The organism is Sinorhizobium mexicanum (assembly GCF_013488225.1).
In the GTDB taxonomy this organism is placed as follows: Bacteria; Pseudomonadota; Alphaproteobacteria; order Rhizobiales; family Rhizobiaceae; genus Sinorhizobium; species Sinorhizobium mexicanum.
Genome location: NZ_CP041238.1, coordinates 2708424 through 2733878, shown reverse-complemented (window position 1 = coordinate 2733878; position 25455 = coordinate 2708424). Strand labels below are relative to the sequence as shown.

The following is a 25455-nucleotide window of genomic DNA, read 5'->3' as shown; positions in this document are numbered from 1 at the left end:
TCCGCTCCTAACCTCACTCACGAAGCAACACGTCGCGCCGGGAAGGTACGACGACAACTGGCCAAAGGAGAAGAGTGATGACGGCACATGCAACCGGAACCCGTGACGAGTGGCTGGCAGCGCGGGTCGACCTGCTCCAGGAGGAGAAGGAGCTGACGCGGCGCAGCGACGAGCTGGCGCTGCGGCGCCAGGCGCTGCCCTGGGTGCGGATCGACAAGGATTACCGGTTCGACACCGAGGACGGAAACGTCTCGCTCAAAGACCTCTTCAAAGGGCGCTCGCAGCTCCTCGTCTACCACTTCATGTTCGGCCCCGACTACACGGCCGGGTGCCCGTCCTGCTCATCGATCGCGGACGGGTTCAACGGGATCGTCGTCCATCTCGAAAACCACGATGTCGCGTTCTCGGCGGTCTCGCGCGCGCCGCTTGCAAAACTGCAGGCGTTCAAGCAGCGGATGGACTGGACCTTTCCCTGGGCCTCCTCGAACGATGGCGATTTCAACCGTGACTTCTGCGTCTGGTTCACCGAGGAAGAGCAGCGCAAGGGGACGATAGAATACAACTTCCGCCGCGAGCCGCCGGCGCCGGAGCCGCTTGCCGGAAAGACCGTTCAGGAGTGGCGCGGCAACGAGGGCCCGGTCGCACAAATCGCCGCCATGACAGGAACCGATGTTCCCACCTACACGCGCGACAGGCCCGGCGTCAGCGCCTTCGTGCTCGACGACGGCGTCGTCTATCACAGCTATTCCAGCTATGCGCGCGGACTGGACGGGCTGTGGGGCGTGTACCAGTGGCTCGACCGGGCGCCTCTGGGGCGAAACGAGAACGGTATCTGGTGGCGCCATCGCGACGCCTATGGCCGGGGCTGACACCCGATGTTGCGCCATCCCGAGAACTCGAAAGGCGCAGCCGACTGGCTGTGCCTTGCCGCTGCCCCCACTTTCGTGGTCATGGCACTGCTGACGGCTGCAACGGGTGGCGCCGACATGGTCTGCTCCTCCACGCCGGGCGGTTTGCCCCTGGACGGAATGGCCCTGATGTACCTGCTCATGAGCGTCTTCCATACGGCGCCATGGCTAAGGCTTGTCACGAGCAGCCGACGCGGCGTCCGCCGGCCTTGACCGATGCTCGCAATCCGGCGCGACCCTCTCAACGGCGTTGATGAGCGGATCGCGGTCGCGGGCACCGGCCTACTGCATGATTCCTTAAATCGGAATCGATTTAAGGATAAAATCATGCAGCACTTCAAAGCGCTACAGCGACCTTAGCGCGTCCGTTTGGACGCGCGCGCTGTAGCGGTCGAAGGGCCATCGACGTGACAGACAACAGGCGGGCGTTGTCGTTGAGGTTGTGACGCAGGCGTTCCCCTGATGCGCATTTCGAGCTCCCGAACTGTGGAGACAGCCGCGGGCATGATTCACTCGGCGCTTCCAGTGGAGTGCTCCTGCGCTTGAGCCTTGCCGTTTATGTCGTCGCGAGCCTTCCTCAGTTCCTTGCCGTCGAGTTCCTCGATGCCCATGAAGCGATTTTCGGCACTGCTGGTGCGGATCAACTCGTCGAGTTTGGCCTGAAGTGCCTGGCCATCGCGGTTTTGCGAGTTCTGCAGAATGAAAACCATCAGGAATGTCGTGATCGTTGTCGTGGTATTTACTGCGAGTTGCCAGTTTTGCGAGAAATCGAATACCGGCCCGCATAGGCCCCAAATGACGATCGACAGGAATGCGATGGCGAATGTTGCCGGCCGCCCGGCGAGATCTGACATCTTGTTCGCAAAACGAGTGAAAATCGGTTCCATCGGATGCTCTCCTTCCGAAGTCCCCGAACGCTTCGCCCGATCTTTGGTTCCTGGCATCGCGCCGTGCCTCGAAACGCAAAAACAGAGCCCGTCCTGTAGGAACGGGCTCTGTTGGTAGTCTGCGACGAAATGCCTGCCAATCTACTGGCGCTCATCTATTGCCAGAAACGCCGTGCCCGCCCGACGAAAACTTCGGGGCCAATCCGTTTATACCCCCCCTCGGGAACCGCCGCCATTCCTGCGAGTTCGCACTCACAATCAGAGCCCGACTGATACCAGCGAGCTCTGATCTAAATGGCTACTGAAATGAATTCTTTGAAAAGAATTCTCACGGATTTGCGCGCTCATATTTGCCAAATCCCAGGCTCCGGTCCAGTAACTTTTAGGGGCGATCTGTAACGAAACACGATTGTCTTCCGTGCGACGACGACCGCTCCCGGAACCAAGCGAAATCCGAAACGTTCAGCCTGTGGCATGGCTTCCTGACCTGAATGGAAACGGGACGGAATCGTGCGTAAATTCAATTTGTTATCGGCGGGCTTTTCGGCGTCCGAGCGGGTGCGCGGTGCCGTGGTCCAACCGATTTCGAAGGGAGAGCAGAGATGGCTCACACCGATGCAAATGCGACGCATCATACGCAGAAGATGAAGGGCGAGCTGAACGCCCTCATCGTCCACCTGCGTGAGGACATCGACAAGGTCGACGACCCGCAATTCAAGGCGATGTTCGAGACCTCGGCCGAGGTCCTCGGAGGGCTTGTAAAGGCCTTCACCCACTACAAACAGAAGAGCGAGGCCGCCTGGAAGGCGTGAGGGCGCTCTTAAAGGTCGCCGACCGTGCCGAACAGCCGTCACCTCGGGCGCTGCGGCGGGGAGGGCACGCCGACGCGGATGAGCCCGGAAAAGTCCGGCGACAGACCCGCCGCCTGCGCTCGGTCCTTGATGTGAGCGAGCGAGCGGAGTTCGGTGAGCGGCATGCTCGTGTCCACCGCGCCACGGTCATAGGCATAGTCGGGAAGATAGCCGTTGACGATCAGCCGCCAGTCACCGGGGACGACGTCGCCGACGGCGCGCATCATCTTGACGATGGTCGTCGTGCAGTTGGTGGTAATCGAGTTGTAGAACTCCGGCGTCGTGGCGAGCGCGTTGGCGTCCCGGACATATTCGAGCAGCAGTGTCTTGGCGGCCTCCGGCGGGGCCCTGAGGCGATAGATCTGGACGTCTTCTCCGCGAACGTTCGACCGCACGCGCACAACGTCGCGCTCGTCGGCCGCGACGATCACCAGCGGATTGCTCTTGAAAAGATCGGCAACGGGCGAGAACTGGCCGCCGATGCGCCGCTTCACCTCGATCGACCAGGCGAGCTGGTCGCCGCCCTCGAAGCCGAAGCTCATGATGACATGGGCCATTTCCGGGCCGGCCCAGTAGGACATGAAGAGGTCGAGCGACCGCAGCTTGTCGAGATCGTAGGTGCGGGTCGTCCAGCGTTCGGTGAAGTCGCTGTTGCTGCGCCACTCGAAGTCGCGGACATTCGTGAGCGTCAGCAGATTGCCGTTCAGCGTGCCCGTCACCTGGCGCGCGACGTCCGGCGCCCAGTCGGCGTCCTTCGGCGGCCTGATCGTGCTCCACCAGGCGAGCATGACGCCAAGCGCGACGAGAAAGACGGCGCCGGCGCGGTAACGCCAGCGGGTGAATAGCGCGACGATCGCCACAAGGCCGAGCAGGATAAAAGCGCCGCTCGTCACGGCCTTCGCCAGCTCCGGAAAGGGAAGGCGGTACCAAAGGGCTAGCGCCGCCCAGACGGTAACGAGGGCGATGACAAAGGCGAGAGAGACGGCGACGAGTATTCGCGCTGCGAGACGCAATCAAGTTCCTCCTGAGTCGCCCTCCACCGGCGATTGTGCGACACATTTACCAGAACCCATGGTTCAGTAAAACCGGGCCGTGGCGGCATCACGCGACGGCGGCGCGTTTTGCGCGTGTTTTTCAGATTCGCACGGCAAATTGGCGGTGCTCGAAACGTCGGCATTGACGTGCCTCCGTCTTTGTTGTACCGATTGGAACATAGTTTACCGATCAGTACACTGGCTGACGAAGGAGATGAAGATGTCCGAACAACGTCCGCCGCTGCCGCCCTTCACGCGCGAGACGGCCGTTCAAAAGATCCGCGCTGCCGAAGACGGATGGAACAGCCGCGATCCGGAAAGGGTGTCGCGCGCCTACACCGTCGACAGCCATTGGCGCAACCGCGCTGAATTCGTGGAGGGCCGTGAGGCGATTGTCGCTTTCCTGACGCGCAAGTGGAATAAGGAGCTCGAATATCGCCTGATCAAGGAGCTCTGGGCGCATGACGGCAACAGGATCGCGGTGCGCTTCGCCTATGAGTATCACGATGACTCCGGCAACTGGTATCGTGCTTATGGCAACGAGAACTGGGAGTTCGATGAAAACGGCCTGATGCACACGCGCCACGCCTCGATCAACGACATGCCGATCAAGGAAGCGGACCGGAAGTTCTTCTGGGACAGGTCCGGACCGCGGCCGGCGGATCATCCCGGCCTTTCGAAACTCGGATTGTAACATCGTGGCAAAGACCGTCGCGGAGCGCTCGGACGTCACTCCCGTCCTGGCCGAGATCTTCCGGGAGCATGGCTTCGAAGGCGCGAGCCTTTCCGTCATCAGCGAGAAGACCGGGCTCGGCAAGGGCAGCCTCTATCACTTCTTCCCGGGCGGGAAGGAGGAGATGGCGACGACGGTGCTCCGCGACATCGACCAATGGTTCGAGGAGCACGTCTACCTGCCACTTCGCGAGGCAGAGGATCCGCACACGGCGATCAGCGCCATGTGCCGGTCGGTGGCGGACTATTTCCGCTCGGGCCGCCGCGTCTGCCTCGTCGGCGCCTTCGCGCTCGACGATGTCCGCGACCGCTTCGCCGATCAGGTGCGCGACTATTTCGCCGAGTGGCGGGCGGCGCTCGCCACGGCGCTCGAAAAAGCTGGCAATGACCCGGCCACCGCGGGCGAACTTGCCGAAGAGGCGGTGATCGCCATTCAGGGCGCACTGGTTCTCGGTCGCGCGCTCGACGATACGGCGGTGTTCGAACGCGCGCTGGCACGGGTCGAGGCGCGCCTCGCGGGGAAGGCTTGAACTGGAGGTTCCCGGACGCTGGCGTACGGCGCTTGACGGTGGCGGCTGCGCAAGACAACCGGCTATATCGAAGCCAATCTTTCGTCGCCGCTCCGCGGCAATGGCAGGATCAGCGCTTGTCCGGCTCTTTCAGCCGCCGGACCAATGTCCGTCCGCGGCGGAATGCCGTCAGCGCCGCGCCGAGCGCAACCACTGAGAGGCCGATCGCCAGCACCTCGTTGTGGCCTTGCCACAGGGGCTCCAGGATGGCGATGGCAGCGGCGGCGGTGACCGTCGCCATGCGGTGCTGCTTGGCCATCGGCCCGGAAAAATCGCTCGGGTTTCCGGTGGCGCGGCCAAGCTCGCGCACATAGGCGGTGAGCACGGCGAAGGCGGCGGCCGCCCAGCCGAGGCCGGGTGCGCCGATGCCGTAGCCGAGCCCCGCGAATATCAGGATGTCGGCGACACGATCGGGAAACTCGTTCCAGAAGGGGCCGTCCGGTTCTCCCTTGCCGCCCTCGACGGCGACCATGCCGTCGAAGAGGTTGCAGAGCAGTCGGAGCTGGCAGAACAAGGCCGCTAGAAGCAGGCAGACGATCCGCGTCGTACCCGCGCTCTGACCCGCCAGAAAGAACGCGCCGCCAGCGAGAGCCGCCGCCACCATGCTCCCCTGCGAGATCTGATTGGGCGTTATCGCCCGGGCCGCCATCCATCGGGCGATCGCGCCGGCCCAGCGCGTGTTGCGGCTTGCAAGTGGCCGCCGGTCGCCTGTCTCGGTCATGGTTGGCCTCTTCTCCTGGAGATCGAATACGCATATGTCCACGCGTAGGTCGTCGAGACCAGCAGCGGAACCGTGACGGTTTTCAATATTTCGGGCGTTCCACCAAGGGCGTGGAGCGATACCAGCAGGCTTGCCGAGCCGAGGCAGGCGATCAGCGGCGGTGCCCAGAAACGCGGAGGCCCGCCGAAGCGCTTCGAAAGCCAGTCGATCACGGACTTGAGGAAAAGTGTCAGACCGGCCGACAGGGCGCCTTGCAGAAAGCCCGAGATAAGCGGCTGTGGCATGGGGTGGCCGCTGTTGGCGAAGACCGCCCAGCCGCCCATGGCCAGAAAGGCGAAGAGCACGTGTACCGTGCTGCTGCGCGCCCACCGGCTCAACACAGCCGTCATGACACCGACCACCAGTAGCGGACGATGTGGAAGAAGATCGGCGCCGAGAAGACGACGGAATCCAGCCTGTCGATCAGCCCACCGTGACCCTCGATGAGGTGGCCCCAGTCCTTGACCCCGCGATCGCGCTTGATCGCCGACATCACCAGCCCCCCGAGGAAGCCCATGAGGGTGATGATGAACGACAAGAGGCCCGCCTGCACCGGCGTGAACGGCGTGATCCACCACAACGCGGCGCCGATCAGCGTGGCGCTGGCAACGCCGCCGACAAAGCCCTCGACCGTCTTCGACGGCGAGAGGTTGGGCGCAATCTTGGTGCGGCCGAAGAGCTTGCCCCAGACATATTGCAGCACGTCGCTCAGTTGCACGACGATCACCAGGAAGGCGATCAGCAGCACGTTGCGGCCTTCGTAGCCCGGTATGTCGAGGGTCAGCAGTGCCGGCACGTGCGACACGCAGAAGACGCAGATCATCAGGGCCCATTGCACTTCGGCGACGCGAAGCAGGAAGCGCTCCGTATCGCCCCGCAGCACCGAAATGATCGGCATCAGCAGGAAGGCATAGACGGGGATGAAGATCGAGAAAATGCCGTATTCCTCGGCCCAGAGCAGGTAATACTGGATCGGCAGGACGAGGAAGAAGGCCGAAGCGAGTGCCCAGTGGTCGGCGCGCCGGGTGTAGATCAGCGTGATGAACTCCCTTAGCGCCGCAAAGGAGCAGAAGGCGAAGAGCACGAGGACGCCGACGCGGCCGGCGATGAAGGCGAGGCCGATCAGGATGACCATCGCCCACCAGGCCCGGATGCGCGCATTGAGGTTTTCGACCGCCGCGTTCGGTCCGTCGGTTGCGAGACGCCGCTCGAGCAGGTAGCCGACCGCGGAGGCGACGATCAGCACGCCGAAGATGCCGAAGACGAGGGTTACGAGATCGGAGCTTGCCGCAGTCATTCGCCGCTTCCTGCCGGTTTCGGAGCAAGCGCCAGGAGGGCGGCACGCATCCGTTCTAGAAATGCTTCCTTGTCTTCGCCGGGCGCGACACGGAGTGCGTTGCCGAAGGTGACGGTGCAGATCAGCGGGATCGGCACGATCTCGCCCTTGGGCATCACGCGGTTCAGATTGTTGATCCACACCGGCACGAGATCGACCTCGGGGCGCTGATCGACCAGATGGAAAATGCCGGTCTTGAAGGGGAGCAGCCTTTCCTCGGTCTGGTTCCGCGTGCCCTCGGGAAAGAGGATTAGCGACGAGCCGTCATCGATCGCCGAGACCATCAGGGCGATCGGATCCTGCGTCCGCTTGTCCCGGTCGCGCTCGATCAGCACCGCATTGAAGACGTCGCGCCCGATGAAGGCATTGGTATGCGATTTCAGCCAGTATTCGGCGCCGGCGACAGGGCGGGTCCGGTGGCGCAGCCTCGGCGGCAGCACGGCCCAGACCAGGACGAAATCGCCGTGGCTCGAATGATTGGCAAAATAGACACAAGGCTTGGCCGGCAATCCTTCTTCCGGCCAGATGGCGCGAACCGCGGTTATCGCGCGGGCAAACAGAACGAAGGCGGCCGCAGCGACCTTCGCAACCAAAGCCTTCATCCGGACTTCACCCCCCCGTCAGCCCCATGACGCATGCAGCAGTTCAAAGTGCTACCGCGACCCTTGCGCATCCGGTTGGACGCGCGGCGCCGTAACGCAAACTGTAGCACGGCCGTTGCGGCAGGGAAGACGTCTTGTTTGGTGGGAAGCGGGCGGTACGATGGCGCTTTCTGAGGCCATTAGAAGCTGCTAAACTTTTCCGTGCCGCTGTCCATAAGCCCGGGGGAGGGACGGCCATGAGACGAAGGTGGTATGCGATAATCCTGGCGGCGGCTGCGGCGGCGCGTGCCTTTGTGGCATTCGCCCCGACGGCGTCCGCTGACGCCATGGATGAACTGGTGGCGGCCGCCAAAAAAGAAGGGCAGCTCACCGTCATAGCGCTGCCGCGCGACTGGTGCGAATACGGCGGCATCATCGATGGCTTTGCCGCGAAATACGGGCTGAGCGTCAACGAGCTCCAGCCCGACGCCCCGTCCGCCAAGGAGATCGAGGCGATCACGGCTGAGCCGGGCAAGACCGGCGCGGAGATGCCGGACGTGATCGATGTCGGCCTGGCCTTTGCCCCGGCGGCGAAGAGCGAGGGCCTGCTGCAGCCCTACAAGGTCTCGACGTGGGACACGATCCCGGACGACGCCAAGGACGCGGATGGATACTGGTACGGCGATTACTACGGCGTGCTCGTTTTCGAGGTGAACGCGAACCTGGTGGCCAAGCTGCCGCAGGACTGGGCCGACCTTCTCTCCCCCGACTACAGGAACGCCGTCGGCCTCGCCGGCGACATTTTCTCGAACCAGGCGATCCAGAGCGTGTTCGCCGCGGGCCTTTCGGCTGCGAACGGGAATAGGGAGGAAGCCGCCGATCGGGGGCTCAAATTCTTTGCGGATCTCCACGGCAACGGCAATTTCGTTCCGCTCGTCGGCGATTACCGCTCGCTGGCCGATGGCCGTACGCCGATCCTCATCCGCTGGGACTATCTGGCACGCGGCGATCGCGACCGCCTTGCGGGAAAAACCAAGGTCGAAGTCGTCAGGCCGAAGACCGGCGCCGTTGCAGGGGTCTATGTGCAGGCGATCAGCGCCCGGGCTCAGCACCCGCATGCGGCGCGGCTGTGGATGGAATATCTCTACTCGGACGAGGCGCAGCTCGCCTTCCTGAAGGGCCATTGCTCGCCGATCCGCCTTGCGGACCTTGTGCGCAGCGAAAAGGTACCGACCGAGCTGCGCAACCGCCTGCCGCCGTTCGAGGGCGGCGTGGGCTATGCCGATCCGGCTTTTCCAAGCGTCGAAGAACAGCAAAGGGCGCGGGAAATTATCATGAACGGTTGGGATAGTGTCGTCGGCACGAAGATTGAATGCCGCCAGCCCGAGGAGAGTTTCGGGCCGATGTCCTCCAACGACAGCAGGCTTTGCCCGGCGCCGGTTCCGCAATAAAGCAACCGTTTTGTGCGCGGTGAAATCCTCACGGTTACAACCGCGAGGCGTTTGCCACGCGTCGCCTGCGCCCCCGGAGACAATCTTGCGGATGCGATGGTATATTCAGGAAGGGAGAATGAAACATGAGGTTGCCGCCGGCACGGGAGCGGCCGGCGAGACAAAATCCTCGTGGTCCAAGGGAGGAAAGCATGGAAAATCCTGTTGCACTACACCCTTATCTCGACGCCGGCATGGCCAAGGGGAATGCCACCTTCAGTGGCGGGACGCTGGTCTGCGCCTGCAAGGACCGTCCCGTCCGGGTCCGCGTCAACGGCGGGATCGCCCATAATCACGCCTGCGGCTGTACCAAATGCTGGAAGCCGAAGGGGGCCGCCTTCTCGATCGTTGCGGTAGCACCGCATGACAGCATCACCGTCGTCGAAAACGGCGACAAACTCGCGATCGTCGATCCGACCGCGCTGATCCGGCGGCACGCCTGCAAGGAATGCGGCGTGCACATGTACGGGCCGGTGGAGCGCGAGCATCCGTTCCAGGGGCTCGACTTCATCCATCCCGAGCGGTTCGAAGAGACCGGCTGGCCGGAACCGGGCTTTGCCGCCTTCGTTTCCTCGATCATCGAAAGCGGCGTCGATCCCGCGAAGATGAACGGCGTGCGCAATCACTTGAGGCGGATCGGGCTGGAGCCCTATGACTGCCTGTCGCCGGAACTGATGGACTTCGTGGCCACCTGGGTGGCGAAGAAGAGCGGCGCCCTGAAGCAGTGAGCGACGGAGCGGCGGGGTAAAATTCGATTTCGGCGCAGCCGAACTGGACCGGCGCCGGAATCTCTCCGATTCGCTCCATTCATTTTGCCCGCGAATTGCTGGAGGAGGGTACCGTGGCAAACGAACTCAAGCATGCGCCGGATTTCAGCCTGGAAGGCAAGGTGACCTTTGTCACGGGCGCCTCGCGCGGGATCGGCCGCGCCTGCGCGCTCGCCTGCGCGGCCGCCGGCTCGGACATCGTGCTCGGTCTGCGCGACATCGCGGCGTCCGCGGAACTGATCGGCGAGATCCGCGACATGGGACGGGAAGTCCTTCCCGTGCGGCTCGATCTTTCGAAACGCACCGACATCGAGGCGTCGGTTGCCGAAGCAACCGCGATGTTCGAGCGCATCGACGTGCTCGTCAACAATGTCGGCGTCGCGCCCGGAAACCTGGCGGAGGACGTCGTAGAGGCCGATCTCGACGAGATCCTGAACGTCAACGTCAAGGGCACGTTCCTGATAACCCAGGCTGTCGGCCGGCAGATGATCGCCCAGAAGGCCGGCCGCATCATCAGCATCAGTTCGCAGGCGGGCACAGTGACGCTGCGCGGCGAGGCGATCTATTGCACGAGCAAGGCGGCGATCAACCATCTCTCGCGCTGCCTCGCCGCCGAATGGGCGCGATACGGCATCACGGTCAACACCGTCGCCCCGACCTTCATCTGGACCGACGGAACGAAGCCGGCGCTCTCGAACAAGGACTTCTACCAGCAGACGCTCGGCCATATTCCGCTCGGCCGGATCGGCGACACGGACGACGTCGTGGGCGCCGTCGTCTTCCTGGCCTCGCCGGCCGCTTCGCTGATCACGGGGCTCAATCTCCTTGTCGATGGCGGCTGGTCCGTCGCTTGAGGAGAGGCATGATTTGACCGTGCCGCCGAAAGGCGAAACTGATATCTTGCGCGAAGATTGGCGCGGGGAGGGAAGGCCATGCGGATCGCAGTGATGGGCTCGGGCGGCATCGGGGGCTATATCGGCCTGCGGCTTCAGAAAGCGGGCGAAGACGTCACGTTCATCGCGCGCGGCGAGCATCTCTACGTGATGCGCAGCCGGGGCCTCAGGCTCGAAAGCCCGCTCGGCAATGTCAGCCTGCCGAGTGTCAACGCCACCGACGATCCCGCCGAGGTCGGCGTCGTCGACCTCGTGATCTTCACGGTCAAGCTCTACGACAGCGAGGAAGCGGCGGCCGCGATCGTCCCGATGGTCGGGCCGAAGACGACTGTCTTGACGTTGCAGAACGGTGTCGACGGGGTCGATATCCTCGCGCGCTCGGTGCCGCACTCGCAGGTCGTCGGCGGCGCCATCTACATGTCCACCTATCTGCAAGAGCCGGGCCTGATCAAGCAGATAAGTGGGATGACGCAGATGACGATCGGCGGGCGCAGCGACCTGATGATCGCCGCCTTCCGCGACGCCTGCGAGCGGGCCGACGGCATCGCGCTCCAGGTTGTCGACGACGTCGACCCGGCGCTGTGGATGAAGTTCGTGACACTCGCCGCCTTTGCCGGCGGCACCAGCCTGATGCGCTCCGGCATCGGGGCGATCATCGCCGATCCGGAAGGCCGGAAATTCATGGAGCAACTGCGCGACGAAGGCATGGCGATCGCAGCCGCCAAGGGCCACCCGATGCCGGAGGGTTTTGTGCAGCAGACGACGTCGCTGTGGCAGATGCTGCCGCCGGAAACGCAGTCCTCCATGGCCAGCGACCTTCAGCGCGGCAAGCGGATCGAACTCGAATGGCTGTCGGGACGGATGCACGCGCTCGGACAGGAACTCGGCATCCCGACCCCTGCGCATACCGCGGTTTACCGGGCGCTCCATCTTTACGCGAATGGCGCGCCGGCGCGGTGAGGCTGCGCATTCCATGATGTCACGACAGAGCTGCGCGTCCGATCAGACATGCAAGGATGTCTGCAGCGCTTTGATTTGCTGCATGATTTTCGTCCCTGGATCTGCTCCGATTTAAGGGGCGACGCGACGGGAACCCCTCGACATTTGCCGCCCAATGCCTAAGCTCCGCGACACTTGTTTTACGGAATTGCCTGATGTCGCTTCGCCTTGCCACCTTCAATATCGAAAACCTCATGAGCCGTTTCGATTTTTCCGGCTTTCGCAACCAGTTGAAGCAGGATCGGGTGCTGAGGCTGTTCGACGTCAGGAGCGAGGCGGAATATCAGCGGCTCGAGGAGGCGCGCACGATCGCGCATACGGACGACACGCGGCAGATGTCGGCGCTGGCGATCGCCGATTGCGACGCGGATATCCTCTGTCTGCAGGAAGCCGACAACATGGCGGCGCTGCAGGCTTTCGAATACGGCTATCTCTTCCGCATGGTCGGCAACGGCTACCGGCAGAAATACCTGATCGAGGGCAATGATTCGCGCGGCATCGATGTCGCCGTGCTGATGCGCGAGGAGACGCGCGACGGCCAGCCGATCGAGTGCCTCGACGTCAAGAGCCATGCGGGCCTCACCTATGCCGACCTCGATCTGTTCAACGACGAGCTGGCGCAGACCAACCGGCCGGGCGACCGCATCTTCAAGCGCGACTGCCTCGAGGTGGACTTGAGGATCGGCGGCCGGCCGCTGACGCTCTACGTCGTGCACTTCAAGTCGATGGGGCCGGCGCGCGAGGGGCTCGACGGCCGGCAGGCGACGATGCCGCTCCGCGTCGCGGAGGCGACGGCCGTACGCCACATCATCGAAAGCCGCTTCGGGCGGGGCCGCACCGCCGACAAGATGTTTGCGATCTGCGGCGACATGAACGACTACCAGGAGAAGGTGGAGATCCGTGGCGACCGACGCATCGGCTACGAATTCGTGCCGAGCGAGGAGACGGAAAGCGCGCTCGACATCCTCTCGTTCGACGGCTTTGTCGAAAACCCGATGCTGCGCCGGCCGGCGCTCGACCGCTGGACGCTGTTCCACAGCCGCGGGCCGGCGGAACGGCATCTCTGCCAGCTCGACTATATCTGGCTGTCGCCGGCGCTCGCCAGCCGCAACGCGACCCGCACGCCAGAGATCGTCCGCGCGGGCCAGCCGTTCCGGACGATCTTTCCGGAAGGGCAGGAGGTGGAACGCTATCCGCGCACCGGCTGGGACCGCCCGAAGGCCTCCGACCATTGCCCGGTCGTCATGACATTGGATATCTGACCATGAGCCTTGTTCAAAGCAACCGCGCCGAATGGCCCGCCGAGGGCACGATCTTCCCGATCTCGGCAGTCCGGATCGATGTTTCCCCCGAACAGCATCCCTATCATGTGGCGGAAGCTGAGCGCGCGTGGGAAAGCTGGCAGCACGAGATTGCCGCCAACCCGCATCTCTTCGACGGCAAGATGGTGCTGCAGCGGGCGATCCGCATCGAGGACGGGCGGATTGCCGCGAGCGGCCATGTCGTTCCCTATTCCACCTTTCTCTGGTGGCGAAGGAGCCGCACGCCCGGCGCCCTGCACATCTTCGGCATGCCGCTCATCCTTTCTTCGGACGGTGCGATGATCGCCATCCGCATGGGCAGCCACACGGCCAACCCGGGGCGTGTCTACAGCCCGGGCGGGTCACTGGAGCCCGAGGATATCATCGACGGGCGCTGCGACCTCGACGGCAACATTGCCCGCGAGGTGCGGGAAGAGACCGGCATCGAGCTCTCCGAGGCGACAGCGGAGCCCGGTTACCAGGCGGTGCACATGAACGGCACCCTCACGGTGTTCCGCATCCACCGGCTGGCGGCGACGGCCGACGAAATCGTGGCGAAGGTGGCCGAGCATGTCGCGACCGACGCGCATCCGGAAATCGAGGAGGCGGTGGCGATCCGCGGGCCGGACCCCAAGGCGCACAATTATCCGGATTTCATCCCGCCAATTCTTGAATGGCTCTTTGCGAAGAAGCGGTAAGCACGCAGCGCGCCGTACGCGGAAGCAATCGGCTCAGCACCTTCGGTCCCCGCTCCGTTACCTCTTCCGGCGTCCGTGAGGACGGGCTAAGGTATCACGTACTGCGTGTGGAGGCGGGATGGTGGACGAGCGCGTCGAACGGCGAGTTGCGGTCATTATGGCAACCGATATCGTCGGCTACTCCCGCCTGATGGAGGCTGACGAAACCGCCACGCTCGAGGCCGTGAAGCGGTTGCAGGCTTCCATCCTCTCGCCCAATATCGCCGCACGCGGCGGCCGCATCGTGAAGCTGATGGGCGACGGCTCGCTCGTCGTCTTCAGCTCGGCGGTCGACGCGGTGGACTGTGCGATATCGCTTCAGGAAGAACTGGTGTCGGATCAGAAGGACGTCGCGCTCGACGACCGCATCCTTTTCAGGATCGGCATCAACCTGGCCGATGTTGTCATCGACGGGGACGATCTGTTCGGCGACGGGGTCAATGTCGCAGCCCGCCTGGAGGCTTCCGCCGAGCCAGGCGGCATCTGCATCGCCGACATCGTTCACCGGCAACTCGGCGCAAAGTGCCGGTCGGATTTCCGGGACGGCGGCGAGACCGCGCTGAAGAACATTGCGCGGCCCGTCCACGTCTGGCACTGGGGGCACGCGCCGATGGCCGGGCCATCGACGTCTCCGGCAGCACGAACATCGATCGCGGTCCTGCCGTTCGAGAACTTGAGCGGAGCGCCGGACCAGGACTTCTTCAGCGACGGCATCACCGAGGATATCATCGGCGGCCTTGCCCGGTTTCGCTCACTGTCCGTCATCGCCGCCAGCTCTTCCTTCAGCTTTCGCGACAAGGGGGTGGGGCTCAGGGAGATCGGCATCAGGCTCGGCGTCACCTATCTGGTCGAAGGCAGCGTTCGACAGTCGGGCGAACGGATCCGCATCACGGCGCAGCTTGTCGAAGCCACGAGCGGAAAGCACCTGTGGTCGGAGCACTACGACCGCAGCGTCACCGATATTTTCGCGGTCCAGGACGAGGTGACGAGGATGATCGTCTCGACACTCGCCGGGCACATCGAGAGTGCCGATGTCCGACAGGCGCTGCGCAAGCCGACGACGAGCCTTGCGGCCTACGAATTCTACCTGCGCGGGGTCGTGCATATGCGCAGCTACGGCGTCGACGACAACCGGCAGGCCCGCATGATGTTCGAGGCGGCGCTTGAGCGTGACCCGCAGTTTGCGCTCGCCCACGCTTATCTGGCGCTGAGCACGATCGCGCTCCATGGCTACGCCAACGCGCCGCCAGACATTCTCGACGCTGCGCTCGCGCTCGCGCGAAAGGCGGTTCTGCTCGACGAAGGGGAAAGCGGCTGCGAGCGCCTGCTGGCGCTCATTCACACGAACCGTCGCGAGTTCGACCTGGCGGAACGACACTATCGCCGCGCCTACCAGCTCAACCCCAACGATGCGAACACGCTGGTGCAGATGGGCGGGCTGCTCGCGCGGCGCGGCAAGATCGAGGAAGCAATACGGTGGATCGACGAGGGCTTCCGGCTCAATCCGTTCCCGCCGCCATGGTACAGCGCTGCCCTTGGCAACGCCCTCTACATTCTCGGCCGATATGACGAAGCGGCGGCGGCGCTGAACGAGCTGCCCAATCCCGGCCCCTTCACCTGCGCACGTCTCGTCGCCTGCTACGCGCAATCCGGAGACACGGCCGCGACCGATGCGGCCAAGGCGCGCCTTCTGAAGCTGTCCCCCGATTTTTCGACCGCGGACTTCATCAGGCGCGGCCTGCTCCTGGAGCGGGCCGAACAGCGCGAACTGTTTCGCCAGGGCTTGCTGAAGGCCGGCCTGCCGGAGTGAAGCCCGTCCCGTCCTCGTTCCTGTCGCTGGAGAGCCCAGCAGGAGGCCCGGCCGCCCAAGGCAATTGCACCTGTCGCTCCGCTGAACGTCATCGCGCGAACTGCGAGCGGAACTCCGCGGTCGAATTGCTGTGCGGGAAGGGTTGGGAGGGGACCGGAACCCCGAGAAAGGAACAAAGCGGCTCCCACCCACCGGAAATCTCGTAGGTGAGAAGGCGCCCCGCAGGCAGCGCTTTTCTCACCTCCGCATTATGCGCCTGGTAAACGGAGATTGCGTGGTCGCGGTCGCCGATGCGCCCGTCGAAAACGGTCTGTCCAACCACCGCCACGCCGAAGGAGGCCGGGTCGTTCGTAGCCGGATCCGACATGGGCCCGATCGTGTGCATGACGCTCCTGTGCCAGGCTTCGGGGTCGCGAACGGTGAGTATGACCTTCGCATCGGGATAATAGGCGCTGAGTTCGCGCCAGAAATGCGCCGTCGGCCAGTCGACCGCAGAACGGTAGCCGGCATAGGCCTCGTCCCAGTCCGGCAGTTGCCCCTTGCCCGCGGCGCGCCATAGCGCCTTCTGCTCGGGGCTGCGGCCGACCTCGCTCATGTGATGACAGGGCCCGAACCCGATCTGCTCCAGCGCCAGCTTGAGCGAATGCGTGCCGGTGCGGCCAAAGCCGGCCCCAATGATGTCCAAAGCCATGGATGCCCCCTCCCGGCACGCTCCGGTTGGTTCTTGGCGCCCGAAGGTTGCCGAATGACTACTCTACCAGTCTTCGGTCGGCCCGCCTACGCGCAGGTCCGTTTCAGGGGTGAAGATCCAAGCCAGTAATGCCGCACGCCCTCAGAGCCAGCCGCCGGAAAATCCCGCGCGGCGCAGTCCGGCGACGATCGGCTGGCAATGGCGCATGATGTTCCAGAGGAGGCCGGTGCGGTAGTTTTCGATCATCAGCACCACCGGGCCCTGGTCGACGCCGAAGTGGTAAGGGCTTACCCACCAACCCGGGTCGCTGTCTTCGACCGTAAAAGTCCGGTTGAAGGATGGCTTGAAGCCGTAGAGGCGGGTCATTCCCAAGGGCATCCTCGCAAAGTTCCAGACGGTCGGAATGACGATCTCCGGAGCGAAGGGCAGGGACGCCACGACCACCCAGGGCGAGACGGTGCCGTCGTCCGGTCCGAAGGGGGCGCCGCGGGCGATATAGTCGTAGAACTCCCTTTCCCCGCCATCGACGTTTCTCTTGACCCAGCCGGGGCCGTCGCTGGCGGTGAATCCCCAGCAGTGCTCGCCGTAACCCGCAAAGTTCAGCGGGTTGCGGATGGCGTACTCGCGCTGGACATAGGTCGCATGGCGGCTGTTCTGGAAGTAATCGCTGTCGTGATGGCGCATGAATTCATCGCGGATACCGCGGAAGTCGATCCACATGTGCGAGAGCTGGTGGGTGAAGAGCGGTCCTGAATAGAGCAACTCGCGCCCATAGATGTTTCGCCATTCGTAGCTCTCGGTATAGGCGGAATAGGCTTCGGGCGGCAGCGGATGCGTCGGCGATCCCAGCCCGAGGATGTAGAGCAGCAGGCCCTCGTCGTAACCGCGCCAGCGATAGGGGATGAACCCGCTCTCCGGCCGCCATCCATGGGTCAGGGTAAGCCCGTGGTCGCAGGCCCAGTTCCAGTCGGCCCGTTCGTAGAGCGTGTTGGCAAGCCACCGGACCTCCACCTCGTCTGGGCTGTCCCCGTCGAAATAGGCGGCAGCGGTCAGGGCGCCGGCGAAGAGGAAGGCCGAGTCGATCGTCGACAGCTCGCACTGCCAGACCCGGCGGCCGGTCTCGATGTCGAGGAAATGATAGAAGAAACCCTTGTAGCCCGACGCGTCGGGCTCCGGTCCCTGGGGGCATGCCAGCAGAAACGCCAGCTTTCTGCGGGCGAGCTTGGCGGCGAACTTGCGGATCAGGACGCCGCGCTCGACGACCACGGGAAGCGTCGCCAGCGCCATGCCGATCGCCGCGATGCTCGCCGGCGCGTCGGGCGCGGTCTTGTCGCGGACGAGGCCGTTATCGGGATTGGTGCACTGAAGGCAGTAGAGAATCGTCGTGAACTGCAGCCGACCGAGGTCCTGCTCGGTCGGCATGCGCTGCAGCTTCGGGGCGATCGAGAGCATCCGTGACATATTGCTGGTCCGCTACGGCAGCAGTCTCGCTCAGACGTTGTCTCCCTCGGTCGATGTCCTCGGGCGGGCCGGTGGGGTACTCTTCGCGCCCCACTTCCAGCCGCTGATCTGGGGCATGTCGTCGCCGTATTTTTCGATATGCTCGCGATGCTCGATCAGCTTCGCGTGGATCGCCTGCTTGAAATAGGCCGCACGCGCACCGAGTTGCGGCAACCGGTCGATGACGTCCTCGACCAGGTGGAAGCGATCGAGCTCGTTCAGCACCACCATGTCGAACGGGGTGGTCGTCGTGCCCTCTTCCTTGTAGCCGCGCACGTGAAGATTGTCGTGGTTCGTCCGGCGATAGGTGAGCCGGTGGATCAGCCACGGATAGCCGTGGAAGGCGAAGATGATCGGCTTGTCCCTCGTAAAGAGGCCGTCGAAATCGCGGTCCGACAGTCCATGCGGATGCTCTTTCTCCGGCTGCAGCTTCATCAGGTTCACGACATTGACGACCCTGACCTTCAACTCTGGCAGATGCTCGCGGAGCAGCTGCACCGCCGCCAGCGTTTCGAGCGTCGGAACGTCGCCGCAGCAGGCCATGACGACATCGGGCTCGCTGCCCTGGTCGCTGCTCGCCCAATCCCAGATGCTGACGCCCATGGCGCAGTGCCGCACGGCCTCCGACATGGTCAGCCATTGCGGCGCCGGCTGCTTGCCGGCGACGACCACGTTGACGTAGTCGCGGCTGCGCAGGCAGTGGTCCGTCACGCAGAGCAGGGTGTTGGCATCCGGCGGCAGATAGACGCGGATCACGTCCGCCTTCTTGTTGACGACGTGGTCGATGAATCCGGGATCCTGATGGCTAAAGCCGTTGTGGTCCTGCCGCCACACATGGGAGCTCAGGAAGTAGTTCAGCGAGCCGATGGGTCTGCGCCACGGGATCTCGTTGCACACTTTCAGCCACTTGGCGTGCTGGTTGAACATCGAGTCGATGATGTGGATAAAGGCCTCGTAGCAGGAGAAGAAGCCGTGGCGGCCGGTCAGCAGATAGCCTTCGAGCCATCCCTGGCACTGGTGTTCGCTCAGCACTTCCATGACGCGGCCGTCCGGCGAGAGATGGTCGTCCTCCGGGTAGATGTCCGCCATGTAGCAGCGGTTGGTCACCTGCAGCACATCCTGCCAGCGATTGGAGTTGTTCTCGTCGGGGCTGAACAGACGGAAGTTCCTGGCCTCCATGTTCAGCTTCATCACGTCGCGCAGGAACGTGCCCATCACGCGGGCGGACTCGGCTACGGTCGCACCGTGGCCTGAAAACTCGACGGCGTAGTCGCGGAAATCCGGCATCTTCAGATCACGCAGCAGCAGTCCGCCGTTGGCGTGCGGATTGTCGCTCATGCGGCGACGGCCCGCCGGAGCGAGCGATGCGATCTCGGCCTTGAACCGGCCGGCGTCGTCGAAAAGCTCCTCGGGTCGATAGCTCTTCATCCATTGTTCGAGGATGCGGATATGCTCCGGCTTGTCCATCTCGCCCATGGGCACCTGATGCGACCGCCAGTAGTCCTCGCACTTCTTGCCGTCGATCTCCGCCGGGCATGTCCAGCCCTTTGGCGTCCGGAACACGATCATCGGCCAAGCCGGACGCTTGAGATTGCCGCTGTTTGCATCGGCCCAGATTTTCCGGATCTCGGCGACGGCGGTGTCGAGCACGCCGGCCAGTTGTCGGTGTACGTCCTCCGGGTCGCGTCCTTCGACGAAATAGGGCTTGTAGCCCATCCCCTCGAAGAACTTTTGCAACTCCTCTTTTGGGATGCGGGCGAGGAAGCAGGGGTTGGCAATCTTGTAGCCGTTCAGGTGGAGGATCGGCAGCACGCAGCCGTCGCGGGCCGGATTGAGGAATTTGTTGCCCTGCCAACCGGTAGCGAGCGGCCCGGTTTCGGCCTCCCCGTCGCCGACGACGCAGGCGACGATCAGGTCGGGGTTGTCGAACGCGGCGCCGTAGGCATGGCTCAACGCATATCCGAGTTCGCCGCCCTCGTGGATGCTGCCGGGCGTCTCAGGCGCGACATGGCTCGGTATGCCGCCGGGGAAGCTGAACTGCTTGAACAGCCGCTTCAAACCCTCCGCATCCTGGCTGATATTGGGATAGACCTCGCTGTAGGTGCCTTCGAGATAAGCGTGAGCGACGAGTGACGGCCCGCCATGGCCGGGGCCGATGATGTAGATCATGTTGAGGTCGTCGCGCTTGATCACCCGGTTCAGGTGCACATAGAGCATGTTGAGGCCGGGGGAGGTTCCCCAGTGGCCGAGCAGCCGCGGCTTGATGTGCTCGCGCTTCAGCGGCTCTTTGAGCAGCGGATTGTCGAGCAGGTATATCTGGCCGACCGAGAGATAGTTGGAAGCTCGCCAGTAGGCATCGAGCAGATGCAACTCATCAGACGAGAGCGGAGTCTCCGTTCGGATTTCTTGTGCGGTCTCAAGCGTAGACATCGAACCCTCCTGAGCGAAAGTCGGAATGTGACAGTGCTACGATTTACGAGATGCGGACGTCGGAACTCACAACGCGCGGCAGCGGCATATCCTCCATATCCGCTGCGGCCCCCTACAGCGCCGCGCGTCTGACAAGACGCACAACGGACGCGGCAGTACTTTGAAATTGCTGCATGTTTTAATCCTTAATTCAGCTCCGATCTAAGGAAACATGCAGCAGCGGTAATGCCTTCGGAATGGGCAGCGCCAATTTCGCACAAAAAGCTCTTCGGGCACAGAAAAAATCGAAAGGGCCTTCAGAGCCTAAGGGCGTTGTCCGTCGCCCGCGATGCCATTCAATAAATAAATCGTATCCGAGTAAATCGAAACCGATTGACACGGCCATCTCTCTTGCGTATTTACAGCTCATCCGATTGAAGCGGATCCGAGTTAACTGGACCAGAAAGGATTTCCCAATGACCGAGAAGCTTATTTTCACCGGCAAGACCCACAATACCAGCGGCCGCAATGGCGGCACACGAAGCAGCGACGGCAAGCTTGACCTGAAGCTTTCGCAGCCGCATCCCGCCGCCGAGCAGCTTTTCGGCGCCGCCTGGTCGGCCTGTTACATGGGAGCGATCGAGCTCGCCGCCTCGCAGAGAAACGTCAAGCTACCGGCGGGTCCCGAGGTCGATGCCGAGATCGATCTCAATGTCGACGACGGCTCCTACTTCCTGCGGGCGCGTCTCAACGTGAGCCTGCCGGGTATCGATCGCGAGTTGGGTGAAGAGCTGCTCGCGGCGGCGCATGGGATCTGCCCGTACTCCAAGGCTACGCACGGCAACATCGACGTGACCACCAGCCTCATCTGAACGGGATCGCTGGGGTCTGCCTCTCAAGCAATTCCAGGAAAAGTGTGTAGCGGTTTTCCGTTCAGGAATTGCGTGAGTTCAAAGCAATTTCAGGAAAAGTGTGTAGCGGTTTTCCGTTGAGGAATTGCGTGAGTTTCAAAGCAATTCCAGGAAAAGTGTGTAGCGGTTTTCCGTTGAGGAATTGCGTGAGTTCAAAGCATAGAGCGGTTCGCTGGTTCAACGAAGCAGCGAACCGCTCGCGTAGGCGGACCCGACGCCTTGCTGATACGACCACAAGGGAAAAACACGCGATGACCGACAGCCGCGCAGAGCCACCGCAAGCCTACGGCGAGTTTTCGCTTGTGCTCGATCCGTCGATCTACGAGCCACTGCCAGATGATTGGCTGGTCGGGATAACAGATGTTGTCGGCTCGACGTCGGCGATCCGCTCCGGGCGCTACGAAGACGTCAACTACGCCGGCGCGTCGATCATTGCCGCGCTCGGCAACGCCTGGGGCGCCTTCGATTTCCCCTTCGTGTTTCGTGGCGACGGCGCTGCATTTGCCTTGCCGCCAGAAGGCTTCATGGTCGCCACGTCGGCTTTGCGACAGGTCGCGGCCTTTGCCAAGACCAATCTTGGTCTCAATCTTCGAATTGGCTTGCTGCCTGTCGGCGAAATCCGCGCCGGCGGGCGGGACGTGCGCGTCGCACGATACGCGGCCTCGGAAAGCGCCACCTATGCGATGTTTTCGGGCGGTGGGCTCAAATGGGCGGAAGAGCGCATCAAGAAGGGGCGGTACCTGGTCAAGCCGGGCAGGTACACGACGAAACCGGATCTGACCGGGCTCACGTGCGAATGGACGCCGTTCGCGAGCCAGCAGGGCGAGATCCTCTCGCTGCTGGTCGAGCCCTTTGAGCATACGAGCCCAGAGGTCTTTGCGGCGCTCGCCAGGCAGGTACTGGCGGTCTTCAACGCCGCATCGCGGCAGTCCCATCCGGTGCCGCAGGACATGGGCATTCCCAAGAACAAGGCCACCTACGTCGATCCGAAAATGTGGGCGGAGGTCGCCTTCAACTCCGACTTCCGCAAATACGACGATGGTTTGCGCCTGACGCTCGACTGCACGGCCGAACAGATCGAAGCGGTCGAAGCCATCCTTGTCGCGGCAAGGGCGCGTGGCGAGGTCAACTTCGGACTGCATCGCCAGTCTCACGCGCTGATGACCTGCCTCGTGCCGTCCGATCGGCCGGATTCGCATCTGCACTTCCTCGACGGCATGGACGGCGGCTACGCCAAGGCAGCCGAAATGATGGAGGCAAAGGGGCTTTCCGCCGCGTCATTACGTTAGGTGAAGCCATGGGCGAGCGAGCCGAATTGGGAGGAAATCACCCCGTTCGGCAGGAACGACCGCTCGCGTCAGATTCCGGTCCGATTCAGAGCTCGAACGTCAGAGTACCAACTCCGGATCGGGTGGTTTTCTGTCCTTCGTCTCGCCTATTTGAACCTCTTCTCTGAGTACGACTTCTGCGCTAGGTTAGCCGGGCCGGCCGCTCACAACAGGAGGCAGCCATGAGATGGCTCTTTACCCTCGCGTCGGTCACGTTAGCGTTCTCTTCCCCCAGCCTCGCCGCTGAACTTACGGCGGAGGTTCCCAAGGGAGATCCCGAGTTCATTGCAAAGGCGATGTCCGCTGCCCCAGCGGATATCGGGATGAATGCCACAATCATTCGGATAGGTGAGGGCTTCAAGGTTACCCCCATCAGGACCGGAACGAACATGTGGACTTGCGCCGTCGATATGAGCGGCGAGCCGTGGTGTGCCGATGCCGTCGGGCTCGAATGGTTCAGGGCGATTTCGACCCAGGCCGAACCGCCGGACAAGACCGGCTTCATCTACATGTTTGCCGGAGACCTGGGCACCAGCAACCATGATCCCTATGCGACTGACAAATCGCATTGGATTCGGACGGGCCCGCATGTCATGATAGTCGGGAAGGCAGCGCACGAGATGGCGGCCAATTATCCGCACGAGGTGGACGCCAATCCAGCGCATGCCTACGTGATGTTTCCCGGTACCAAGTATCAGCACCTGATGCTCCCCGCCGACATGGGGACAGGCCACGGCCAGTAGCAGCCTCCACCGCCGCGTCCTGGCCGGCCGCGGCGGATTTCCTCGCCCTGCGCAGCCTTCGGCCTCGCCCGCTTACAGCAGCGACGGAACAAGCTGGCGACCGACGCCGCGATGGTGTTGGCGTGGGGTGGCGCAGGCAACAGGGCGGCTGGTCACTCTCTCTCCCCTTTTAAGAAAGGATCGGGTTTTGCTTGCGGCAGGCGATATCAGGCATTTAGCCTGGCGCCGCTGGATACGCGAGGTCTGTTGGTCTTTCCGAAGCGCTCGACGAGCCACTGGATGAAGACCTTCAGCCGGGCGCTCTGATGCCTGCCCGAGGCATAAACGACATGGAAGGGCAGGGGCGGGTGGCTCCATTCGCCGAGGACCTCGACCAGTTGCCCCGACTGCAGATAGGGCAGCAGGAACGGTCTCAGGTTTTGGCCTATCCCCATCCCGGCCAGCATCATTGCAATCTGGCCATTGTCTTCATTGGCCGAGAACTGCAGATCGCTGACGACGTATCTGCGGTCCGGTTTGGTGAAGACCAGAGGCTTCATCCTGCCGTCGGCGTGTGAGAAAAAGCCGACCTTGACGTGTTTGTCGTCGAGATCTTCGGGAGACGCGGGCAACCCCATCCGCTCCAGGTAGGCCGGCGACGCACATGTGGCGAACTCGGCATCGAACAAATGTCTTGCGACGAGCGACTCGTCGCCGATGTCGCCGGCGCGGATGGCGCAGTCGACGCCTTCCCCGATGATGTTTGCAGTTCGGTTGCCAATGCCCAACGCGATGGAAATCTGCGGATATTGCCGATGGAAATCCGGGAGATGGGGGATCAGAACATTCTGCGCGAAGGTCGGGTGAGATTCGATGCGAAGATGGCCCCTGGGCGTCACCTTCTTGCCGCGCACGGCGCTGTCGGCCTCGTCGACCTCCGCGACCAGGCGCGCCGCATATCGATAATATTCCTCGCCTTCCGGGGTCACCACGACGCTGCGCGTGGTCCTGTGCATCAGCCTTGTCCCGAGATGCTTTTCGAGATCCGTCACAAGTTTGCTGACTGTCGAGCGCGGCACCAGAAGCTGGTTGGCAGCGCCCCGGAAAGAACCGGATTCAACGACCCGCACAAAGGCTCGCATCGCAAGCAACTGGTTCATCGTGTTTCTCCAGCTGGGATTGTCCACGCTCGTGGACAGACATGTCACAGATGAGCCATTTTGTTTCCGATTTCAATCACCAGCTATTTCCTGCTCCCGACAGGGGAGTGCCGATGCTGACAGGAAAGAGTGAGACGATGACAATCGATCCGAAGAAGGTTCTGCGCCTGAACCTGCCTCAATGGCAGGGCGGCGACCACCCCGATTACAGAATAGGCGCGCGCGTTCTTGCCGCCATAGCCCCCGAGCCGCTCGGACCGGAAGAGACGGTTGCGGTGCCCGAAGCCCATGACGATGTTCGGCCGGCCGATCAAGGCATCGTTTCCCGCCAACCGCTTCTGGATCTCGCTGCGGCGGCCATGTCGGCCATCCGCCGACACAGTCCCGATGCTGTCGTCACGCTCGGAGGCGACTGCCTCGTGAATCTCGCGCCGGTTGCCTATCTCAACGAGCGCTATGGCGACGATCTGGCGGTTCTGTGGGTGGATGCGCACCCCGACGTGATGGGGGCAGGGCAGTTCCGAAATGCCCATGCGCATGTGCTCGCCATGCTGATGGGGATAGGCGATCCCGATTTTGTGGCCGCTGTCCCGAAGCCGGTGCAAGCGCGCCAGATCCTCTATGTCGGTCTGACCGAAACCACGCCGTTCGAAACAGACTTCATTGCCAAGCATGGACTGGCGCGTCTCAGCCCGGAAGACCTGGCAGGCTCGGCCGAGCCCGTCCTTGACTGGCTGCGCGCTGCCGGCGCGAAGAAGGTCGCGGTGCATTTCGACCTGGATGTGCTCGATCCCACGCTCTACGACTTCCTCCTTCTCCAGGATCCCGCGGCCAAGCCGAATACCTACGAAGGCGTCGCCAAAGGGCGCATGCGCTTCGAGGAGGTAGCAAGGATCCTCACGGCCGTGGATGCCGAAGCCGACGTCGTCGGGCTGGCGATCGCCGAATACATGCCGTGGAGCGCGATCCAACTGTCGAAGTCGCTGCAGACACTTCCGCTCCTGGGAAAGCGATAGATGGGTAAGCGGTAGATAGGTGAGCTACAGGCGGTGTTGTGAAGGCCCCGCCTGCTGGTTTCG

26 protein-coding genes are annotated in these 25455 nt (G+C 63.0%); 16 read left to right on the top strand and 10 right to left on the bottom strand.

The features are described from left to right. Positions 1 to 77: 77 nt before the first annotated feature. Both FKV68_RS12995 and FKV68_RS12990 read left to right on the top strand, forming a co-directional pair. Positions 78 to 869 (top strand): DUF899 domain-containing protein, encoded by a 792-nt coding sequence (locus FKV68_RS12995; protein WP_180938231.1) that lies wholly within the window; start codon positions 78 to 80, stop codon positions 867 to 869. Positions 870 to 875: 6 nt separating this feature from the next. Next, entirely contained in the window at positions 876 to 1121 is a 246-nt protein-coding gene (locus FKV68_RS12990; protein WP_180938230.1) for a hypothetical protein, read from the top strand. Positions 1122 to 1417: 296 nt separating this feature from the next. Here FKV68_RS12990 and FKV68_RS12985 read toward each other — a convergent pair whose 3' ends face one another. After that, positions 1418 to 1795, bottom strand: a complete 378-nt coding sequence (locus FKV68_RS12985; protein ID WP_180938229.1) for a low affinity iron permease family protein — start codon at positions 1793 to 1795, stop codon at positions 1418 to 1420. Positions 1796 to 2397: 602 nt separating this feature from the next. On the opposite strand from FKV68_RS12985, the gene FKV68_RS12980 reads away from it, so the two are divergent. Continuing rightward, positions 2398 to 2607: a hypothetical protein gene (locus FKV68_RS12980; protein ID WP_180938228.1), complete on the top strand. Its 210-nt coding sequence runs from the start codon at positions 2398 to 2400 to the stop codon at positions 2605 to 2607. Positions 2608 to 2645: 38 nt separating this feature from the next. On the opposite strand, the gene FKV68_RS12975 is transcribed toward FKV68_RS12980, so the two are convergent. Continuing rightward, a complete protein-coding gene (locus FKV68_RS12975) occupies positions 2646 to 3659 on the bottom strand; it encodes an Lnb N-terminal periplasmic domain-containing protein (RefSeq protein ID WP_180938227.1) in 1014 nt (337 codons plus the stop codon). Between the two features lie 241 nt (positions 3660 to 3900). Between FKV68_RS12975 and FKV68_RS12970 the strand changes: the two genes are divergently transcribed. Together FKV68_RS12970 and FKV68_RS12965 are read left to right on the top strand one after the other, a co-directional pair. Then, entirely contained in the window at positions 3901 to 4374 is a 474-nt protein-coding gene (locus tag FKV68_RS12970) for a nuclear transport factor 2 family protein (RefSeq protein ID WP_180938226.1), read from the top strand. 4 nt (positions 4375 to 4378) lie between these two features. After that, positions 4379 to 4942, top strand: coding sequence for a TetR/AcrR family transcriptional regulator (locus FKV68_RS12965; RefSeq protein WP_180938225.1), 564 nt, complete (start codon positions 4379 to 4381; stop codon positions 4940 to 4942). A 109-nt stretch (positions 4943 to 5051) separates the two neighbouring features. Here FKV68_RS12965 and FKV68_RS12960 read toward each other — a convergent pair whose 3' ends face one another. Genes FKV68_RS12960 through FKV68_RS12945 form a run of 4 tightly spaced genes read right to left on the bottom strand, consistent with a single transcriptional unit; the run spans position 5052 to position 7679 of the window. After that, positions 5052 to 5702 (bottom strand): CDP-alcohol phosphatidyltransferase family protein, encoded by a 651-nt coding sequence (locus FKV68_RS12960; RefSeq protein WP_180938224.1) that lies wholly within the window; start codon positions 5700 to 5702, stop codon positions 5052 to 5054. After that, positions 5699 to 6091 (bottom strand): hypothetical protein, encoded by a 393-nt coding sequence (locus FKV68_RS12955; protein ID WP_180938223.1) that lies wholly within the window; start codon positions 6089 to 6091, stop codon positions 5699 to 5701. The genes FKV68_RS12960 and FKV68_RS12955 overlap by 4 nt, the downstream gene beginning before the upstream one ends. Then, positions 6088 to 7038: a phosphatidate cytidylyltransferase gene (locus FKV68_RS12950; RefSeq protein WP_180938222.1), complete on the bottom strand. Its 951-nt coding sequence runs from the start codon at positions 7036 to 7038 to the stop codon at positions 6088 to 6090. The genes FKV68_RS12955 and FKV68_RS12950 overlap by 4 nt, the downstream gene beginning before the upstream one ends. Further along, positions 7035 to 7679, bottom strand: a complete 645-nt coding sequence (locus FKV68_RS12945; protein WP_180938221.1) for a lysophospholipid acyltransferase family protein — start codon at positions 7677 to 7679, stop codon at positions 7035 to 7037. The genes FKV68_RS12950 and FKV68_RS12945 overlap by 4 nt, the downstream gene beginning before the upstream one ends. 236 nt (positions 7680 to 7915) lie before the next feature. Between FKV68_RS12945 and FKV68_RS12940 the strand changes: the two genes are divergently transcribed. From FKV68_RS12940 to FKV68_RS12910, 7 genes are all read left to right on the top strand, one after another. Continuing rightward, on the top strand, positions 7916 to 9109 hold the full coding sequence (locus FKV68_RS12940) for an ABC transporter substrate-binding protein (RefSeq protein ID WP_180938220.1): 1194 nt from the start codon (positions 7916 to 7918) through the stop codon (positions 9107 to 9109). 191 nt (positions 9110 to 9300) lie between these two features. Further along, a complete protein-coding gene (gfa, locus tag FKV68_RS12935; RefSeq protein ID WP_180938219.1) occupies positions 9301 to 9876 on the top strand; it encodes an S-(hydroxymethyl)glutathione synthase in 576 nt (191 codons plus the stop codon). A 113-nt stretch (positions 9877 to 9989) separates the two neighbouring features. After that, positions 9990 to 10769: an SDR family NAD(P)-dependent oxidoreductase gene (locus tag FKV68_RS12930; protein ID WP_246452506.1), complete on the top strand. Its 780-nt coding sequence runs from the start codon at positions 9990 to 9992 to the stop codon at positions 10767 to 10769. 78 nt (positions 10770 to 10847) lie between these two features. Then, complete coding sequence (locus tag FKV68_RS12925; RefSeq protein ID WP_180938218.1) at positions 10848 to 11768, top strand: ketopantoate reductase family protein; 921 nt, start codon at positions 10848 to 10850, stop codon at positions 11766 to 11768. A gap of 194 nt (positions 11769 to 11962) precedes the next feature. Continuing rightward, complete coding sequence (locus FKV68_RS12920) at positions 11963 to 13069, top strand: endonuclease/exonuclease/phosphatase family protein (RefSeq protein WP_180938217.1); 1107 nt, start codon at positions 11963 to 11965, stop codon at positions 13067 to 13069. 2 nt (positions 13070 to 13071) lie between these two features. Then, on the top strand, positions 13072 to 13806 hold the full coding sequence (locus FKV68_RS12915) for an NUDIX hydrolase (protein ID WP_180938216.1): 735 nt from the start codon (positions 13072 to 13074) through the stop codon (positions 13804 to 13806). Between the two features lie 118 nt (positions 13807 to 13924). Next, positions 13925 to 15655: an adenylate/guanylate cyclase domain-containing protein gene (locus FKV68_RS12910; protein WP_180938215.1), complete on the top strand. Its 1731-nt coding sequence runs from the start codon at positions 13925 to 13927 to the stop codon at positions 15653 to 15655. Positions 15656 to 15743: 88 nt separating this feature from the next. Here FKV68_RS12910 and FKV68_RS12905 read toward each other — a convergent pair whose 3' ends face one another. From FKV68_RS12905 to FKV68_RS12895, 3 genes are all read right to left on the bottom strand, one after another. Further along, positions 15744 to 16346 carry a sulfotransferase family protein gene (locus tag FKV68_RS12905; protein ID WP_180938214.1) on the bottom strand — a complete coding sequence of 201 codons (603 nt, stop codon included), beginning with the start codon at positions 16344 to 16346 and terminating at the stop codon, positions 15744 to 15746. Positions 16347 to 16487: 141 nt separating this feature from the next. After that, positions 16488 to 17807 (bottom strand): glucoamylase family protein, encoded by a 1320-nt coding sequence (locus FKV68_RS12900; protein WP_180938213.1) that lies wholly within the window; start codon positions 17805 to 17807, stop codon positions 16488 to 16490. Between the two features lie 30 nt (positions 17808 to 17837). Further along, positions 17838 to 20276, bottom strand: coding sequence for a phosphoketolase family protein (locus tag FKV68_RS12895; protein WP_180938212.1), 2439 nt, complete (start codon positions 20274 to 20276; stop codon positions 17838 to 17840). Positions 20277 to 20731: 455 nt separating this feature from the next. Between FKV68_RS12895 and FKV68_RS12890 the strand changes: the two genes are divergently transcribed. The 3 genes from FKV68_RS12890 (at position 20732) to FKV68_RS12880 (ending at position 23237) form a co-directional block, all read left to right on the top strand. Then, positions 20732 to 21127, top strand: coding sequence for an Ohr family peroxiredoxin (locus tag FKV68_RS12890; protein WP_180938211.1), 396 nt, complete (start codon positions 20732 to 20734; stop codon positions 21125 to 21127). A 290-nt stretch (positions 21128 to 21417) separates the two neighbouring features. After that, positions 21418 to 22455: a DUF3095 family protein gene (locus FKV68_RS12885; protein WP_180938210.1), complete on the top strand. Its 1038-nt coding sequence runs from the start codon at positions 21418 to 21420 to the stop codon at positions 22453 to 22455. Positions 22456 to 22676: 221 nt separating this feature from the next. Then, positions 22677 to 23237 (top strand): hypothetical protein, encoded by a 561-nt coding sequence (locus FKV68_RS12880; protein ID WP_180938209.1) that lies wholly within the window; start codon positions 22677 to 22679, stop codon positions 23235 to 23237. Between the two features lie 206 nt (positions 23238 to 23443). Here the strand turns inward: FKV68_RS12880 and FKV68_RS12875 are convergent, their stop codons facing one another. Continuing rightward, positions 23444 to 24376, bottom strand: coding sequence for a LysR family transcriptional regulator (locus FKV68_RS12875; protein ID WP_180938208.1), 933 nt, complete (start codon positions 24374 to 24376; stop codon positions 23444 to 23446). Positions 24377 to 24489: 113 nt separating this feature from the next. Between FKV68_RS12875 and FKV68_RS12870 the strand changes: the two genes are divergently transcribed. After that, complete coding sequence (locus FKV68_RS12870) at positions 24490 to 25392, top strand: arginase family protein (RefSeq protein WP_245181897.1); 903 nt, start codon at positions 24490 to 24492, stop codon at positions 25390 to 25392. Positions 25393 to 25455 lie beyond the last annotated feature (63 nt).